Origin of the sequence: Paenibacillus sp. J14, from assembly GCF_000518465.1 — a bacterium.
GTDB lineage: Bacteria > Bacillota > Bacilli > Paenibacillales > Paenibacillaceae > Fontibacillus > Fontibacillus barengoltzii.
This window is the reverse complement of sequence record NZ_JADQ01000040.1, coordinates 26,746-44,217: the sequence shown is the minus strand read 5'-3', so window position 1 is coordinate 44,217 and position 17,472 is coordinate 26,746. Positions and strand designations below refer to the sequence as shown.

Sequence of the window (17,472 nt, the reverse complement as noted above, 5' to 3'; positions counted from 1 at the left end):
AAGTTTGCGAGTGCGATGGTCGGCAAGCAGGCCGCGGTATTCTCCGACATTCAGCAAATTTAGGCATTTACAAATGACTGATTTTGAGTTATTGTTACCCATGCTATGGTCTCCTTCTGTTATGGAGTGGGTAACATGCCTACACCTTAACAATAGGAGATTTTTTTATGAGCAACCAGAAGAATACCAGTAATANCAACCATATTTAGGATATTTTACAAACAATTTTTCTGTAATTTCTCATGTCAGGTTTGGTGCAAGGCTAGTGCCCTTGAAGCCCAAAACTTGAGATTTTATATGAAAAATCGAATATATTTCCGCCAATCGAGTGGTTTGCAGTGAATTATGTTCGAAAAATCATATATATTTTGACGAGTTTTGTTTCCTACAAATGCTGGTGTTTAATAATTGAATTGCAAAATATTTATTCAATAGTAAATTTCTCCTGTTACGATCAGCGAAGCATTGTCGAGCTGGCTGGAAAGAAGGCTGAGCAGCAGCCCGAGACTACAATCATCCAGATCATTCAATATGGCACTAAGGGCATTTGCAGCCTGCTGTATTATTTGACATTATCGAAACTTATATGACTATACAAAAATTTGTGTTGCAATTTCAAAACGATTCATTATAATAAAGCCATACTTAACTCATAGGATTAATTCATCTTTAAGGGGGATTACAATGAAACGATTTTTATCCGCACTTGCGATCACCGGCTTGGCAGCAGGGCTGCTGAGCGGATGTGGAGCAAGCGACGATTCCCAAGCTAACAGGGATACGATCCGGATCGGTCTAGCAGCACCGATCTCAGGCACGCAGGCCCAATATGGAACAGCATTCAAGAACGGCGCCGAGCTGGCGGCTGCACAGATCAATGAGGCTGGCGGCATTGACGGCAAGCAAATCGAAATTGTAATTCAGGATGACAAGGGAGATTCGAACGAAGCGGTGAACGTCGCCAATAAATTCGTAACCGACAAGAGCATTCTAGGCGTGGTCGGCCATTTCAACAGCTCGGCGACGCTGGCAACGGCACCGATATACAACAAGAACAAAATTGTTCAAGTATCGCCTTCTTCCAGCGCTCCTGCTGTGACGAATGCCGGGGAATATACCTTCCGCGTTATTACGACCGATGCGTTCCAGGCCGACTACCTAGCCGGCTGGTCGAAGGAACTGGGCTACGGCAAGGTAGCTCTCATCTATGAACAATCTGACTTCGGACTCGGGCTGCTTGATGTTTACCAGCAATCGGCGCCGGAGAACGGCATCGAGGTTGTGGCTGCTGAGGCTTTCAATCCGGGCGATAAGGACTTCAGCACCGTGCTAACCAAGATCAAGGAGAAGCAGCCGGACGCCATCTTTATCGGCGGTTTCTATAATGAAGCGGCGCTGATCGCCCAGCAGGCGAAGAAGCTGAACCTGGACGTTGATTTCATCGGTGTCGACAGCCTGTATTCTGAAGCGCTGCTTGATCTGGGCAAGGAATCTGTGGAAGGCTTCAAGCTGATCGGATTCTTCTATCCGGGCGGCGACAATGCCGAAGCGACCCGATTTAATGAGGAGTACCAGGCCAAGTACAACAGCAAGCCGGATACGTATGCTGCTTACTCGTACGTGGCAACCTCGGTCATTATCAAGGCGATCCAGGAGCAGGGCGCAGATCGTGAAGCAATCAAGTCTTACCTGGAAACACTGAAAGATTACAACAGCGCCACGGGCGTTATCAGTTTTGATGAGAATGGGGACGTTATTACAGAGCCGTCCCGGCTGACGATTAAGGACGGCAAATTTGAACTTTATAAATAATAGTCATTACGTGAACCTGGAACAGGAAAGCTCGTTTTCCTGTTCCTCGGCTTTGAAGGGGTGTTACGCATGTTCCTCCAGCAATTGACCAACGGGCTGACCATCGGTGTCATTTATGCCTTGATCGCACTCGGATATACGATGGTGTACGGCATACTGAAAATCGTTAACTTTGCGCATGGCGACATCTTTATGATCGGCAGTTTTCTGGGACTCTTTTTTATGCAGGAATTTCAGCTTCCTTTATATCTCGCTTTCTTATTATCCGCTGCCGTTACGGCGGGAATTGGCATGCTTATCGAGCGGCTCGCCTACCGGCCGCTGCGTCTGGCGGACCGGATCGTGCCGCTGATCAGCGCTCTCGGTGTGTCCACGCTCCTGGTCAGCCTGGCGCAGAAATTGTGGGGGACGGAGATGCATCCTTTCCCGACCGCTTTTGGCAGCCGGACTTACACATTCGGAAGCATCACATTTTCTGAAATCCAAATTTTGATATTGCTGCTGTCCATCTTGCTGATGCTGGGTCTGCAACTGTTCGTAACCCGGACCAAAACAGGGACGGCGATGCGGGCGACCTCGATGAGCTTGACCAACGCCGCACTGATGGGGATCAATACGAACCGGATGATCAGCCTTGCCTTCGCCATCGGCTCTTCGCTGGCAGCATGCGCCGGCATTATGGTCGGCATTTATTACAACGCGGTTTATCCGACGATGGGGTATATGGCAGGAATTAACGCATTTACGGCTGCGGTACTCGGAGGAATCGGAAACATCCCGGGCGCGATGCTGGGCGGCGTGCTGCTTGGTCTCGTCGAAACGCTCGGCGGCGCTTATATTTCGACCCAATACAAGAGCGTTATCTCATTTTCAATTTTGATCATTGTACTGCTGATCAGACCTTCGGGCATCCTTGGCAGCAAAGAGATCAACAAGGTATAGGTGATAGGTATGAACAAGAAAGCGGCCATGGCCGCCGCGGCTGTGCTGGCCATTGTCCTTCCGATTGTGCTTCAGCTGGTCAATGATTATTTGCTGCATGTTGTCATTATGATCGGTATTTTTTCCATGCTGTCCTTGAGCCTTAACGTCATTATCGGGTATGCGGGGCAGTTTGCGCTTGGGCATGCGGCCTTCTACGGGATCGGCGCGTATGCCGCTGCGCTGCTGATGCTGCATTTCCATCTGTCCTTCTGGATCGCGCTTCCCGCCTCGGCTGCCATTGCCGGGCTGTTCGGCTTCTTGCTTGGCAGTCCTGTCATCCGGCTGCGGGGGGACTATTTAGGGATCGTGACCCTCGGCTTCGGAGAAATTGTCCGGCTTATTTTTGTCGGCTGGGTCGATCTGACCCGTGGCCCGATGGGCCTGCCGGGCATTCCGGCGCCTTCGCTCTTCGGCTTTGTGTTCAGGGACAAGCTGGAGTTTTACTACTTGATTCTGCTGCTGGTGCTGATCACTTATGTTGTCATCCATAGACTGGTGCATTCGGGCGTCGGCCTCAGCCTGCTGACGGTACGCGAAGATGAAACGCTGGCTCAATCGGTCGGCATCCGTCCGAATTATTACAAGCTGCTGGCCTTTACCGTCGGGGGATTTTTCGCCGGTGCCGCCGGTGCATTTTGGGCGACCTATATTTCGTATGTCAGTCCAGATGCATTCCGGTATTTGGATTCTGTGAATATCCTTGCGATGGTCATATTAGGGGGAGCTGCAAGTCTGCCGGGCTCTGTGCTTGGTGCGGTCATTCTGGTGGCGGCACCCGAAATCTTGAGATATGTGAGCGATTATCGAATGATTCTGCTTGGCCTGGCCATCGTGCTAATGATGATATTCAAGCCTTCGGGATTCTGGGGCGAGCAATACCGGAAACGTAACTTTTACGGAAACGTGAAGAAGGTTGGGAACAAATGATGGAGAAGGTACTCGAACTGAACAACGTGTCGGTGAATTTCGGAGGCCTGACGGCTTTGAGCGACATTAACCTGGAGGTACGCCGCGGCGAGATTTTATCGATTATCGGCCCGAACGGGGCGGGAAAAACGACCCTGTTCAATCTGCTTACGGGCATCTATCGCCCGACCTCTGGCACGATTCGCTACAAGGATGCCGTGATTAACAAGCTCAAGCCCTACCGGAGAGTAGAGCTCGGTCTGGCAAGAACTTTTCAGAATACGAGACTGATCAAGAACATGACGGTGCTGGAGAACGTGCTGGTTGCCCATGCCGAGTGTAATAAAGAAGGGATGTTCTCGGCCATTTTCAAATCCCGGGCGGCACTCCAGCGCAGACGTGAGGCGATTGTGCAGGACTGTGTGGAGAAGCTGGCCATCGTCGGTCTGGAGCACAAGCTGGATATACTCGCAGGCGGTCTGCCATACGGTGAGCAGCGACTGCTTGAAATCGCCCGCGCGCTCGCGACTGGCTGCGAGGTGCTGCTGCTGGATGAGCCGGCGGCCGGAATGAACGCTGTCGAGAAGGCCGAGCTGATTCAGAAAATCAAGCGTCTGTCCAGCCAGTACAGCATCGAGATTATACTGATTGAGCATGACATGGGCCTGGTGATGGACATTTCCGATCGCATCGTTGTCCTGAATTATGGGGTGAAGATTGCGGAGGGAAGTCCGTCGCAGATTCAGAACGACCCGAATGTTATCGAGGCATATCTGGGCGGGGAGGTCGAGGAACGATGACGGAGAGACAACATGCCGGCCAGAAGGGACTAAAGATGCTGGAAATCCAGGGATTGCAGGTGAATTATGGCGTCATTCAGGCGGTGAAGCAGCTGAATCTGGATATATTCAGCGGAGAAATTGTGGCGCTGATTGGAACGAACGGTTCCGGCAAAACAACGACGCTGCGCAGCATTTCCGGCTTGATCAAACGTGCGGAGGGAAGCATCCGGTTTGAAGGACGGGACATCACCAAGCTGGAGCCCCATCGCATTGTGGAGCTGGGCATTTCCCAGGTTCCCGAGGGGCGCGGCGTGTTTCCCGATCTGACCGTGCTGGAGAATTTGCGGCTTGGCGCTTATGTTCGGCGCGACAAGGCCGAGATTGCCGCCGATATTCAAAAAATGTACGGGCTGTTTCCGCGGCTGGAGGAACGGCAGAAGCAGCTGGCCGGAACGATGAGCGGCGGCGAGCAGCAGATGCTGGCGATTGCCCGCGCATTGATGGCCAGACCGAAGCTGCTGCTGCTGGATGAGCCGTCCATGGGACTGGCTCCCCTGATCGTGAAGGAGATTTTTGCCGCCATCCGGCAAATTAACGAAGAGGGCGTGTCCGTCCTGTTGGTAGAGCAGAATGCCCGCATGGCGCTGGCAACGGCTCATCGGGGCTATGTGATGGAGACGGGCCGGATCGTCGTGCATGGCGCAGCGGCGGACTTGAGAAACAACAACGTTGTCAAATCTGTGTACTTGGGGACGACAAAACATTAAGCTTGCAACTATATAACTTAACTTTTATCAGCACCTAAGTCAGCTTGAGCCTTTGTAGGACATAAATACTCGCTATTGCTGTATGCTTTGCACAATATCCCGTTTGATCAGGCAACAAGGAGACCGACAAACTCGGAAGAAGGACATTTCTTTGCATATGGAAGCAGCTCTCCAAGATGCGAGATCAATGGCGCGCCGGGAATGAGACACGAGAATCAAAGATGAGACACGAGTATCAAAGACAGGGGCGCCAGGAGAAGTGAAAAGACAGAGCTTGGCCTGCAACCTGATCATAAGGGATAATGGTGCTAAGGCTAAGGTAGAAGGTAGAGACACCGACACACTTTTGAACCTGGGAGGTATTCATAATGGGACAACAATCGACAGACAAGCAATCCAATACGACAATTGATCATGATGAAAGTCTGGAGCCGGTAGATCCGTATACTATTATGGCGAAACTGTTTGCTCATCTCTCGAAGGCGGTTGTTGACCGCTTCGGCGAAGAGGGCAAAGACGCCATTCGCGAAGGGGTTCGCACATTCGGTGAGGAGCGGGGCAGAGATATCGCCCGGCGTGCAGCTGCGGCTGGACAGCCCAACGACATTCACAGTTACCTGCCGAACTACGATATGGGGCGCAGCGATCTGTTTGAATATGTCACAGAGTATCATCCGCTAGAGATCGAGCAGAACTTTACCCGCTGCGCGTTTGGCGACCAGTGGAAGAAGGACGGCATGGAGGAGTACGGCATTCTGTACTGTCAAATGATCGATCCGGCCATTGCGAGAGGGTACAATCCGAACTTTGAAGTGGAGCATGATAAATATTTGCTCAAGGACGGGAACTGCCATTTCAGATTTAAAATGAATGAAGCAGACAACGAGAACAATACAGACGCCGATAAGAAGGAAAAGGCCGGAGGCGAGGGCGATGATCATTAATGCCGGACGCCTGTGGAAGCGGCTGATGGAGCTTGGCGAGATCGGCGCGCAGGAGAGCGGGGGAGTCACCCGCTTTTCGTTTACCGCCGAGGAGCGTGAGGCCAAGGAACAGGTTGCACGCTATATGAAGGAAGCGGGCCTTGCCGTGCGCGAGGATGCGGCAGGCAATCTGATCGGACGGCGGGAAGGAAGCGACCCGGCAGCGCCTGTTGTGCTGACAGGATCACATATCGATACGGTGCCGTCCGGGGGCAAGTTTGACGGTCCTTTGGGCGTGCTGGCCGCCATAGAGGCGCTTCAGACGATGCAGGAGCAGGGCATCGCTACCGCACATCCGATTGAGGTGATCGCCTTCACCGATGAGGAAGGCTCCCGATTCGGGTTCGGCATGATCGGCAGCCGCGCTGTCGCCGGCACCCTGCGTCCCGAAAATTTGAGACATGCGGATGCGGACGGCATTACGATTGCCGAGGCGATGAGGTCGGCCGGCCTGGCGCCTGAGCGGGTGCAGGAGGCGGCCAGAGAGCCGGATCAGGTCAAGGCATACGTCGAGCTTCATATTGAACAGGGGGTCGTGCTGGAGAGTATCGGTCAGCCTGTCGGCCTCGTAACCGGAATTGCCGGACCGTTGTGGCAGCAGTTCACGATCAAAGGCCAGGCCGGTCACGCGGGCGCGACGCCGATGAACCTGCGCAGAGATCCGCTGCAGTCGGCAACAGAGCTCATGAGCTACATCTATACAGAGACCCGGAAATTTCCGAATGCCGTGGCCACGATTGGCAAAATTCAGACCCTGCCCGGAGGCGTCAATGTTATACCGGGGCAAGTACAGTTCTCGCTGGATTTGCGGGACGTGGAAGAGGCCGAGCGGGATATGCTGGAAGGCCGCATCCGGGATTACGCGGGCGAAGTGTGCCGAAAGCATGGCACGGAGCTCACCCTTGAGTTGCTGCAAAGAGTCGCGCCGGCTCCGAGCTCTCCGGAGGTAAAGGAAGCGATCGCTGCTGCCGGGAAGCTTGCCGGGCTGCCGGACCCTCTGCCGGAGCTGGTCAGCGGCGCCGGCCATGACGGGATGCAGTTTAGCGGCCTATGGCCGCTTGGTATGATCTTTGTGCGTTCCCGGAATGGAATCAGTCATCATCCGCAGGAGTGGAGCTCCAAGGAGGATTGCGGGCTGGGAGCCGAGGTGCTGTATCATGCTTTGCTGCTTCTCGCGAAGTAGATTCTCTATTCTGCCGTACCATCAAGACCTTTTGACCAGTCTGGCCGGAAGGTCTTTTTCAATGTTAACCGCCTTTAGCCGGCCGCAAACTCATGTACCGTCAGCAGCGAGGTGAGATCGTTGATCGGTGCGGTGATATGTTTGTTCTTGGATAATACAATCTGTGAATAAAATGGCTGCAGCTCTCCCCGAGCAACGGAGAAGCTGGATAGTGCATGCTGAATAAGCTGATCCTTGACGGCGATTTTAGGAATCAGCACAATGCCCATGCCATAGATGACGCACTGCTTGCGCGACTGAAAGAACGAAGTTCGAGGTAATCGAGGGATCCAGCCCGCTGATTGCCAAGTATGAAGCGCTCCTGGAGCAGAACGGGATCAGCTTCGCCGGAATTGAATGTATTACCGACGCGGTAGGCAAAACCGATACGTATGACATAAACACAAACACCAATTATAATCCGGACGCCGAGTCTCTGGCTGATGTATCCGGAATGCGAGAAATCGCAAGGACTGCTTCTGCGCGTGTATGCTATTTATTCTGTAAAAGAATGAACACGGTACCCGAATTGGCCGGAGATCGCAGCTGCGGCTTCTAGCAGGTCGGCTCGAATCTCGCTCTCCTGCCCCTTGATTCGTGTGATCGAGCCCACTACACTGATCGTGCCGACGATGCGGTGTGAGGCATCCCGGATCGGAGCGGCGATACTGTAAGCGCCTGTTTCAATCTCTTCATTCTCAATTCCGAAGCCTTGCTCCCGAATTTGTTGCAGGTTGCTGAGGAGCTTTTTTTTGTCCGTAATGGTATGGTCGGTGAGCGCTGTCAGTTTGTTATTGCTCAGGAAATTTTGAAGTTCAGCCTCGGACATGTAGGCCAGGAACACTTTCCCTGAGGCAGAAGCATGGAGGGGCAGCTTATGGCCGGCTCTGGAACTGATGATGAAGTAATTGTTGGGCGATTCGACTTTATCCACGCAAAAAATCTGCTCATGCTGGTATATATATAAATGAGAGGTTTCGTGATATTTTTTTGTCAGGTCGGTTAAATAAGGATGTCCAATCTCCTTCAAATCCAGACTCTGTGATACCAGATTCGCCTTGAGCAAAAACTCCAGCCCCAGTCTGTATTTGCCATTGTCCGGATTTTTATCGATATATGAGTATGCGATTAACGTATTAATCAGGCCGTGTACCGTGCTGATGTTCAGATTCAGCTTCTGACTGATCTCCGTTAGCGACAGTTGGACGTGCAGGGAATCAAAGCAGTTGATGATATCCAGGGCGCGCTGGACGGATTGAATCATTCGAGGATTTTTTTGGCTCACAATGGGTGCCTCCTGTAAAACAATAATTAGCTACAATACAATATTTCATTTATATTATGATCATGTCAATAGTGCTTTGTTAATGTTGAATTGTTGTTAGACGGGATCAGTCAGATCCTGCTGACGCCAAGCGTATGGAGACATCGTTTTCGCGGTGCAATGACTTGGTTCAACCTGAGCCTAGAAGGCTTGCGCTTCACCAAATTCGTCGATGCGGATCGATTTGAATGTGGACTTAGTGGCCTATGAAATGAAATAGGACGTCGAAGAGCGCAGGAATACAAAAAAGAGCAGGCTAGCGCCGCCTTTAGGCGCAGTTTGGCAACAAGGGGTTATACCCCAAGAGCAAATTACCCGTTGGACGGGTGGTTATGATTTGAGGAGAGGGGTATACGCCTTTGGGTTGGGCTGGGCTGGGGGCGCGGCTCTGCCGCCGAAACGGAATTATATATGAAAAATCGAATATATTCGCTCAAATATGGCGGATTTGACCCATTCTATATGAAATTTCATATATAATNGCTCCCTTGAAGCCCGAACTTTGAGATTTTATGTGAAAAATCGAATATATTTCCGCCAAATGGGTAGTTTGCAGCGAATTATGTTCGAAAAATCATATATATTTTGACGAGTTTTGTTTCCTACAAATGCAAATATTTTAACAATTAAAATACAAAATATTTATTAAATAGTGAAATTATCCCAAATTATTTAATATACACTATAACCCAATGAAAGAATAGTATTCTAAATAAAATATAATTTGATATTATAGGAAATATATTACAGAAAGGGTGATGTTATTTGTCAGTATTTGCTAGGAGAATAGCTGTTGTTTTAGTTATCGTTCTATTGACGCTATCGTCCACCAGCGTATTTGCGGACAAGTCAAAAGTACGACAAATTACTACTATAGCAGCAAAAAGCCAGAAAGCAATTTCAGTGAAAGAGACGGGTACGCAGGAGCTGCCATTAGGTGAGGAGCGACTCGAATCCAATCCTCAGACCGAAAACGCGCCCGAGTTTCCTCAACAAAACCCGACTCAAAACCCTCAAGAAGCACAACCAGACATAAATCCACAAGATCCGCTCCCAGAAACTACAACAATCCCAACACCTACCCTACTTCACGCACGAACGATTTCGGATACAGAGATTCATTTGGAATGGCAGATCGTCTCAATCTCCGAAACAATTAAACTCTATGAGATTTTTTGTAACGACCAGTTAGTAGGGACAGCTACCGGTGATCAATACAACTTTACAGTCACCGGGTTGGCTCCAGCAACAACTTACATCTTTAAGATTAGGGCGCAGGGGCAGGACAATTCCTTATCAGATTATAGCGAGGCCTTATCAGCTTCAACCCTTCAGCCTGTAGCTATACCACTAAGTCCACCCACTCAGCTTAGATCAGATGTCCAATCGGATACAACGATCAATTTGTCTTGGAAAGTTTCGACAGATGTGCCTACCACCACAAGTGTAACCTATGAAATTTACATGAATGACGTATTAGCTGCTTCTGTTCCTGGAAACGAGACTTTTTATACCTTGACTGGGTTAACACCTGGTACTAGCTATTCGCTCAAAATGAGGACGGTTGCTGAGGACTCAGCTGTATCTGATTTTAGTGAAAGTATCATTGTAAGCACACTCTCAGGAAAAGTGGTGTACGAATTTGAAAATATGCCAGCTGTAACCAATACTGGCGAAGCCCCAAATTTGTTGGAAAACAGCCAATTTAGTGCGGGTTTGCTTGCTAACTATCCTGCCGATCAATTAGGTGACTTTGTGGAGTTTCCATTCACTGCAACACAAGGAATTTACGATCTAGAGCTAAGAATGGAGAAGTCTTCGGAAGGTGGAATCATCAAGATCCTGATTGATGGCGAGCCTGTAACGCAGACTTTGGATTTATATGAAATTGAGGAACGTACGGATTCGGTAGTAACTTTACCGATCAGATTAGATGATAAAGCGGAACATACGATACGTTTTGAAGTGACAGATAAAAATGCAAATAGTGCTGGTTATTCTTTGGGTCTTGACGCGATGTACCTTTCTGTATCGGCACTTGATACCTATGAACCAAACGATGCACCGGAAACAGCAACCGTCATGAATGTTTCCCAGCTCTATGAATCGTATATCTCAAGCTCTACTGATCGAGATTTTTATAAATTATCGGTTGGACAAAGCAATACTTATTTCTTGACATTGTTAGCGCCTAACGGAACTAAGTACAGACTGGACCTGTTCGATGCAAATTTGCAACCACTAGCCGTTAAGCAGATTGTTAATGGCCAAGACACCGATCTTTCGGTTTATTTGGTTCAGAATTCTGTGATATATCTCAAGGTTTCAGTGGCGGATGGAATGCCGATTAGCTCTGACCCTTACCGATTGCGTTGGAGTATTTCCCCCCTTAAACAATACACCTATGACGATGCGAACCGGCTAGTCCGGACGGAATATGAGCAAGGGCTCTATCGCTATCAAACTCAATATGATTACGACCGAAACGGGAATTTGCTCAAACGTACGACGGTAAAAACGCAGTTAAATCCATAAAGGGGTGAAAGAAGGATGAAGATGAACAAAGCAAATCGTAAATGGCTAGCACTGCCGCTTTGCGCGGGGTTAATGGCCTCCTTAATTGGCCCGGGAACGATCGGCTTTGCCGAGGAGGTCGTAGAACAATGGAATCAAGCTCTTCACGGGGGACCGTCTACTGAACACATCGTTCAGGTACCGAATCAAGAACCGTCAATCACAGTGGAGCTTAATAACGATCTATCCCCATTTGAGAATTTCCAAAGTGAAGAACAAGTTGTGTATGAAAGTGTGGAAATTCAGCCCAAGGTTAACCCAAGTATAACGAAGTCGTTGGCGGTGGATGTTGATGCCAAAGATCTTTATCAAGTAACTCAAGATCAGATGGAACAACTCCTTTCGGAGGGATACGCAATTGAAGATTTGTATCGATTAGATGAGTTAGCGAATAAGCAGCTCATAGATCCGATGGCACTGGCGAAACGCAAAGCAGACAGCGGACTAGATTGGGATGAGTTAGAGGTGATTTTGGTACAGGAGATGGAGCAGAAGCAACTTAACGAGTTAGCAAAAGCTCATCCTCAACCGTATGCGCAATTCAAAAAGGAACAATTAAAAGATGAGGATATCCTGAATTTGCTCATTGCATACGACACCGGAAAAGGAACAGTGGCTGAGTTGCTTGGTGCCTACAAAACCGGAGGGGAAAAAGCTGTCGCCAGTTATCAATCGAAATCGGAAAAACAACTGATGCAAACCAATAATGCTAAGACAATAACATCTTCTGTAGATACGGATACCCTTGAGCGAATTCGTTCATTATCCAAGGAAACAGGCATTTCTGAAACGGAGCTTCTCCGTCAGTTACAAGCTGCGAAAGAGGCTAGTAAACAAGCTTTGGCAGGGAAGGAGTAGGGGTATTTTGATGAGACAAGCCATATCATGCTTCAAAAATATTGTAGTGGCTATTTTGATTTTTATTATTGGCTCGCAAGTGAGTGCCCCCAGCGTTCATGCCCAAATCGATAATAAGCAACTGGAAAAGGTGCTTAACGGGCTTGTAACCCCAAAACTAGTCAATGAATCGAATAAACCAAATCTAGCTGACCGCAGCGGCGTCAGCGAAACCATTGATCCAGCGACTGGAACTCTTACGCTCTCTGAGATTGACTTAACTCTTCCTGGGAAGGATGGCCTGGATTTAACTTTGGGACGATTGTACAACTCCAGTCAGGCCGAAGTGGGTACAAAGCGAGTAACCGTTACTTCCGGTTCGTCCCAAACCGTCGGTTCCGGAGCAGGTTATTATGTAACGCTGCTCTATTGGGATATCGCGACAAATAAATACGCAACGTATTTTCCGGGTTATTATGCCGATCAAACCTCAGCGTATAACGTTGCAGATCATTATTTGAAAAATCAACCGGACAGCGGTAGAAGATACATTGACTATAACATCGAGTATAAAACGGTTCAGTATGTGCAGAACTCGTATACGACCACAACGAAAATTTATCCTGATGAAAACTCCTATAGCCGACAACGTTACGACTTAGGCGGAGGTTGGTCGATGGCATTCCCTTCTTTGCAAATCGAGGGGTCATATATTCATTACCATGATGGTACTGGTGCAGCCTATGTTGTGAAGTTTGACGCCAGTAATAAAGGCAAACTGGAGGACTACGGTCGTACTGATGTTGAGCTTTTAAGAGACTCAACTTATACGAACGGTCAAATGACTTCAACTTATGTGCTTGTGGATCAGAACAAAAAGAAAACCTACTTTGGCTCTGATGGAAGACTATTAGGAATTAAGGATCGTTTTGGAAACGAGATTAAATTCACACATGTCAATCGCTTGATGAACGGAAAAAATTACCCAGTAATATCGAAAATCGTGGATTCGATTGGACGCAATATTGATTTTGCTTATCAGAGTAACTTGAGTGATCCTAATTTCGACAAGCAGAATATGACCGAGAACATCACGATAACCGTTAGCCATCCCTCCACGACGGAGAAGAAAACAATCACTTATGCCAAGAAGAGGGAAGAAGTCAGCATTTTTGAAAACGGGACATTGATAGGTAAACGTTATGAACCTTACTTATATCGAGTTACGGACTTAAATGGTTATAACACTTACTACAACTACTATTTGGCTTCTGAAAAATTCAGTGCGATAAGTAAATCATTAGGCGGTTCAGAGGCGGGGACTGCAGTTTATTTGCTGCAGTATGCGATGTACCCTCATTCTACATCCTTCTATGAATATCAGGTTATTACCCGGAACTGGGGTGGGGAAGGGGCATATCAAGCATTTCAAGTTACATCTAGATTTGATGGCTTGAACCGTTATAACTATGATGACCCAAGTAAAGGGATCTATGCTCAAGGGTTGTATAATAAATTGGATTACACGTATTTCGGTGATGTCACCGGTTACCCAACTTATAAAGTCGAAGAGGTTATCCCGGAGAGCTATCGTTTCGGTTCAGAGTCGTTGAATCAGGATGGCTTGAAAATTAGAACTACGTTTAACGGGAAGAAACAGCTCTTGATGACCGAGCATACAGCATCAAACGGAGAGAAAATCACCGAAACTGTTCAATCCTATGATACAGCATTCAAGTATAAGCCAACGAAAGTTGAAACAAAAACAACCAGTGGAACCCGGGAGAACAAGCTGTACCAAACCTATAAATATTATAGTTGGGGCGACCTACAGAGCGAAACGCGTCCGTTAACGGCGACTCAGCTTAATGATGCTGCAATGGTCACACAACACACGACGACCTATGAGTATGATGCCAATTTCAAACTACCAACCAAGATCCAATACTATAAAGATGCCGGTACGGTATTAACCGAACTTTATACGTATGATGCTCAGGGCCGCCTAAAAACGGAGCAAAATGCAAATGGCGAAGTCACAACCTATAATTTCACGCAGGCTGCTGACGGTAGAACCTTGGAAACTTTAATCCCATTGGAAAATGGTAAAACAGCAAGAACTGTCGCTTATTACAGTCAGAGCGGTTCATATCAATTATTTCCGACTTCAATAAAATCCTATTATACCAATGATTCTGGGCAAATTACCGAAACAGCAGTTCAACGAACATATAACGTTTTACTTGGACTCATGACTTCAGAAACAAACGCAGATAACAAAACGACGCAATATCAATATGATGTGTATGGGCGTTTGACCAAAACGATTTATCCGGTGAATAACAATCAAAATGGTGAGCGTTATCAGATTGAAGACGTCATCGAATACCATGATCAAACTGTAGATAACAGCCCGGAATATTTTGACGATGAAAATAAATACCTGATCACGACTCGGATCGATTCTTATACGAGGTCGACACGCTTAAATGATAACGCGGTTAATTATGAAAACATTAAACACGAATTTTACGATGGGTTCGGAAATGCCGTATTAATCGGTCAACTTGACAACTATACGATGCGCGAGTTAGTTCTGGCCCAATACCACTATGATATTATGGCCCGGCCAGAATACGTGATCGACACCGTCGGCAATGTATCGACGGCAGACTATGATCCATGGGGACGTGCCTTTGAAGCGATTGACCCGTTCGGTAACTTGTATCGAAGCGATTACGACCTGATTGACCGGAAAATGACGTCCTATCTGGTTGCTGCCAGCGATATCGCTGCCTTCCGCAGTAACCCTCAGGATACCTTGAAGCGGAATGTGCTCGAGTCTTACACCGACCAATGGGGACGAGAGATAACATTAAAGGCATTTCCTAACTGGCCAAATCGTACGACAAACGTAGTCCAAGAGGATTTTGCTTATGATTACTTAGGTAATGTGATGGCATATACAGATCCGAATCGTAATACGACCCGTTATCAATATGACAAGCTTAGCCGGTTGACTGCGGTGCAAGATGCATTAAATCAAACCACCAGCTATGCATACAACAAACTGGGGCAATTGCAATCAACCACACAGACCGACGGCACGAGAAATTGGACAACGACCAAAGCTTATGACGAGACGGGATTCCTGAAAACGAGTACTGATCCGGCTGCCAATCAGGATGCCTTTTCCCGTAATAAACTGGGGCAGATTACGCTCCGCAAGGACGCGAACAACAACTTGATCAACTACCTTTATGACGATATCGGCCGAAACATTGCGAAAGTCGCGGGTTCGACCACACTCAAGAATATATATCAATTTACGCTGTTTGGACCTTCACGGCAGGAAGAACAACGCAGCGGATCGAATTTCATGACCATATACAACAGTTACAACTTCTATGGTTCTCAGACCTACAAAGCCAACGTGTATGACGGTGTGGTTACCATCGTTCGCCACGAATACGACGATGCGAATCGTCTAAAAAACGTCGCTGACGCGTTTGATTACTTTACGCATTACAGCTACGATAAGACCAGGATCAATCGTGTTCAAACTAACGGTTCTTATCAAGTCACAGCCGCGGAAAATGCCAATGCGCAGTATACCTATGAACCGGACGGTAAACTGAAGCGAGTCACTTATCCTAGACTCTCGGATGGTAGCTATTTAATCACTGATTACACCTATGATGGAATTGGTAGACTGCTCAAAGTAACGAACAAAAAAGGCGCCACTTTGTTGTCTGAATTCCAGTATGCTTACGATGCAAATGGAAATATCATATCTGTGACGGATTCGACCGGGACAACCACTTACCAGTACGACAAGTTGGATCGGTTAACCCAAGTCAAACGCCCGTCTGGCCAAATGATCGTATATGCGTACGATGCACGCGGAAACCGCAAAACCTTGCAAGGTGACAGTCTTATTGAAGACACTAATGAGCAGACCTACACCTTTAATGTCTGGGATCAGCTGAAAAGTGTAACCAAAGAAAATGTTACAACCGAATTTGAGTATGAGATGCAAGGGCTGCGGTTATCTAAGACCACGACGTCAAGAGAACCTGCAGATGCTTCTGGTCAAACTCCTCCACCTGTGACAGAAAAAGTTCGGTATGCTTACAATAACAGTGGTAAGGTGATAACAGAAGCAAATGGTAACAATCAGGCTTTGGCGAACTATGTTTGGGGTCCGGACCGTCTGTTGGCCAAACGAGATGCTGTAACAAACAAAAAGTATTATTATGTTTACAACGGCCACGGTGACGTGGTGCAAATCGTTGACGAAGCAGGCAACACGGTTAACAGTTACCAATATGATGAGTGGGGAAATATCCTCCATCAGGAAGAACAAATCCAGAACGTCTTCAAGTACGCTGGAGAAATGCAGGATGAGGAAACTGGACTGTACTACCTGCGGGCAAGGTACTATGACCCTGCGACAGGACGGTTTATAAGTAAGGATACGTATGAAGGCAGCGTAACAAATCCGCTGAGCTTGAATTTGTATACGTATGTTGAGAATAAACCGTTGAATAATATTGATCCAACCGGCTATTGGTGTGAATCAGTAGTGAATGGAAAAACATATTCGCATGCAGGGCAATGTAGTAATCCAGCAAATAATAACAAATACGTACCGGATTCATTATATTATGCAAATAAAGGAAAGTCGTATTCGGAAATTATTAATATCTATAACAATCAAAAGCAGGCTGCAGTTAACTATGCTAACTCGATTTCTAAAGAAACCAATAATTTTATTACCATAATTAAAAATGAAGTCGCATTGCCGATAAGCGGTAATACATCATCTTTACTAAGTAAGGTTATCCAAGCAGCAGGATTAGCGACTATATTAGGGTTGGAAGCCACCTCTTCTTCTACTAAAACTAATAATGATAAACATTCTCTAATTTTTAGGAGTGGAAATGGCGGTGATGTAAACTTGACACCAAGGCCAGTAATAGATGCAAACGGGCTATCTTATTTTAAACAAGCAAGTAAAGATTGGAAAAGTTTCACTGTTACTTCTATAGAGTTGGTTAAAAAGACAGGAGTATTTACTGTAAAGAGTGATCCCAAAAACCCTAATCATATACTGATTCTTGCTAAAGATCCAATTGAACATCAAATTTGGATGTCTTCAAGAGACGCAGTAAAAAACAATGGTAGTGAACCCTACTACTTAACTAAAATACTACAGAGCATTTCAGTAAGATTAAAGTAGTGAAAAAAACAATATTTATAAGAAAGAGGATGTACTAAT

General features: G+C 47.2%; 12 protein-coding genes. 10 read left to right on the top strand and 2 right to left on the bottom strand.

Features of this window, described 5'->3' with window-relative positions; translation table 11 throughout:
* Positions 1–684: 684 nt before the first annotated feature.
* The 7 genes from M891_RS0115250 to M891_RS0115220 all read left to right on the top strand — a co-directional run bounded on the left by M891_RS0115250 (position 685) and on the right by M891_RS0115220 (position 7,417).
* Positions 685–1,812, top strand: a complete 1,128-nt coding sequence (locus tag M891_RS0115250) for an ABC transporter substrate-binding protein (RefSeq protein WP_028539448.1) — start codon at positions 685–687, stop codon at positions 1,810–1,812.
* A 69-nt stretch (positions 1,813–1,881) separates the two neighbouring features.
* Positions 1,882–2,754, top strand: coding sequence for a branched-chain amino acid ABC transporter permease (locus M891_RS0115245; RefSeq protein ID WP_028539447.1), 873 nt, complete (start codon positions 1,882–1,884; stop codon positions 2,752–2,754).
* 9 nt (positions 2,755–2,763) lie between these two features.
* The gene (locus tag M891_RS0115240) at positions 2,764–3,723 is read left to right on the top strand and encodes a branched-chain amino acid ABC transporter permease (RefSeq protein ID WP_028539446.1); all 960 of its coding nucleotides are present in this window, start codon (positions 2,764–2,766) and stop codon (positions 3,721–3,723) included.
* A complete protein-coding gene (locus M891_RS0115235) occupies positions 3,723–4,502 on the top strand; it encodes an ABC transporter ATP-binding protein (RefSeq protein ID WP_028539445.1) in 780 nt (259 codons plus the stop codon). The genes M891_RS0115240 and M891_RS0115235 overlap by 1 nt, the downstream gene beginning before the upstream one ends.
* A 35-nt stretch (positions 4,503–4,537) precedes the next feature.
* Entirely contained in the window at positions 4,538–5,251 is a 714-nt protein-coding gene (locus M891_RS0115230; RefSeq protein WP_028539444.1) for an ABC transporter ATP-binding protein, read from the top strand.
* Between the two features lie 368 nt (positions 5,252–5,619).
* On the top strand, positions 5,620–6,195 hold the full coding sequence (locus M891_RS24015) for an L-2-amino-thiazoline-4-carboxylic acid hydrolase (RefSeq protein ID WP_028539443.1): 576 nt from the start codon (positions 5,620–5,622) through the stop codon (positions 6,193–6,195).
* Positions 6,185–7,417, top strand: a complete 1,233-nt coding sequence (locus M891_RS0115220) for a Zn-dependent hydrolase (RefSeq protein WP_174844496.1) — start codon at positions 6,185–6,187, stop codon at positions 7,415–7,417. Before M891_RS24015 ends, M891_RS0115220 begins: the two co-directional genes overlap by 11 nt.
* A gap of 74 nt (positions 7,418–7,491) precedes the next feature.
* Here M891_RS0115220 and M891_RS0115215 read toward each other — a convergent pair whose 3' ends face one another.
* Both M891_RS0115215 and M891_RS0115210 read right to left on the bottom strand, forming a co-directional pair.
* Positions 7,492–7,686 (bottom strand): hypothetical protein, encoded by a 195-nt coding sequence (locus tag M891_RS0115215; protein ID WP_028539441.1) that lies wholly within the window; start codon positions 7,684–7,686, stop codon positions 7,492–7,494.
* Between the two features lie 266 nt (positions 7,687–7,952).
* A complete protein-coding gene (locus tag M891_RS0115210) occupies positions 7,953–8,741 on the bottom strand; it encodes an IclR family transcriptional regulator (protein ID WP_009225218.1) in 789 nt (262 codons plus the stop codon).
* An 804-nt stretch (positions 8,742–9,545) separates the two neighbouring features.
* Here M891_RS0115210 and M891_RS0115205 point away from each other — a divergent pair.
* Genes M891_RS0115205 through M891_RS0115195 form a run of 3 tightly spaced genes read left to right on the top strand, consistent with a single transcriptional unit; the run spans position 9,546 to position 17,433 of the window.
* Entirely contained in the window at positions 9,546–11,315 is a 1,770-nt protein-coding gene (locus M891_RS0115205) for a fibronectin type III domain-containing protein (protein WP_036700642.1), read from the top strand.
* Between the two features lie 15 nt (positions 11,316–11,330).
* Positions 11,331–12,212, top strand: a complete 882-nt coding sequence (locus M891_RS0115200) for a hypothetical protein (protein ID WP_028539439.1) — start codon at positions 11,331–11,333, stop codon at positions 12,210–12,212.
* Positions 12,213–12,222: 10 nt separating this feature from the next.
* A complete protein-coding gene (locus tag M891_RS0115195) occupies positions 12,223–17,433 on the top strand; it encodes an RHS repeat-associated core domain-containing protein (protein ID WP_028539438.1) in 5,211 nt (1,736 codons plus the stop codon).
* The last annotated feature ends 39 nt before the right edge of the window (positions 17,434–17,472 follow it).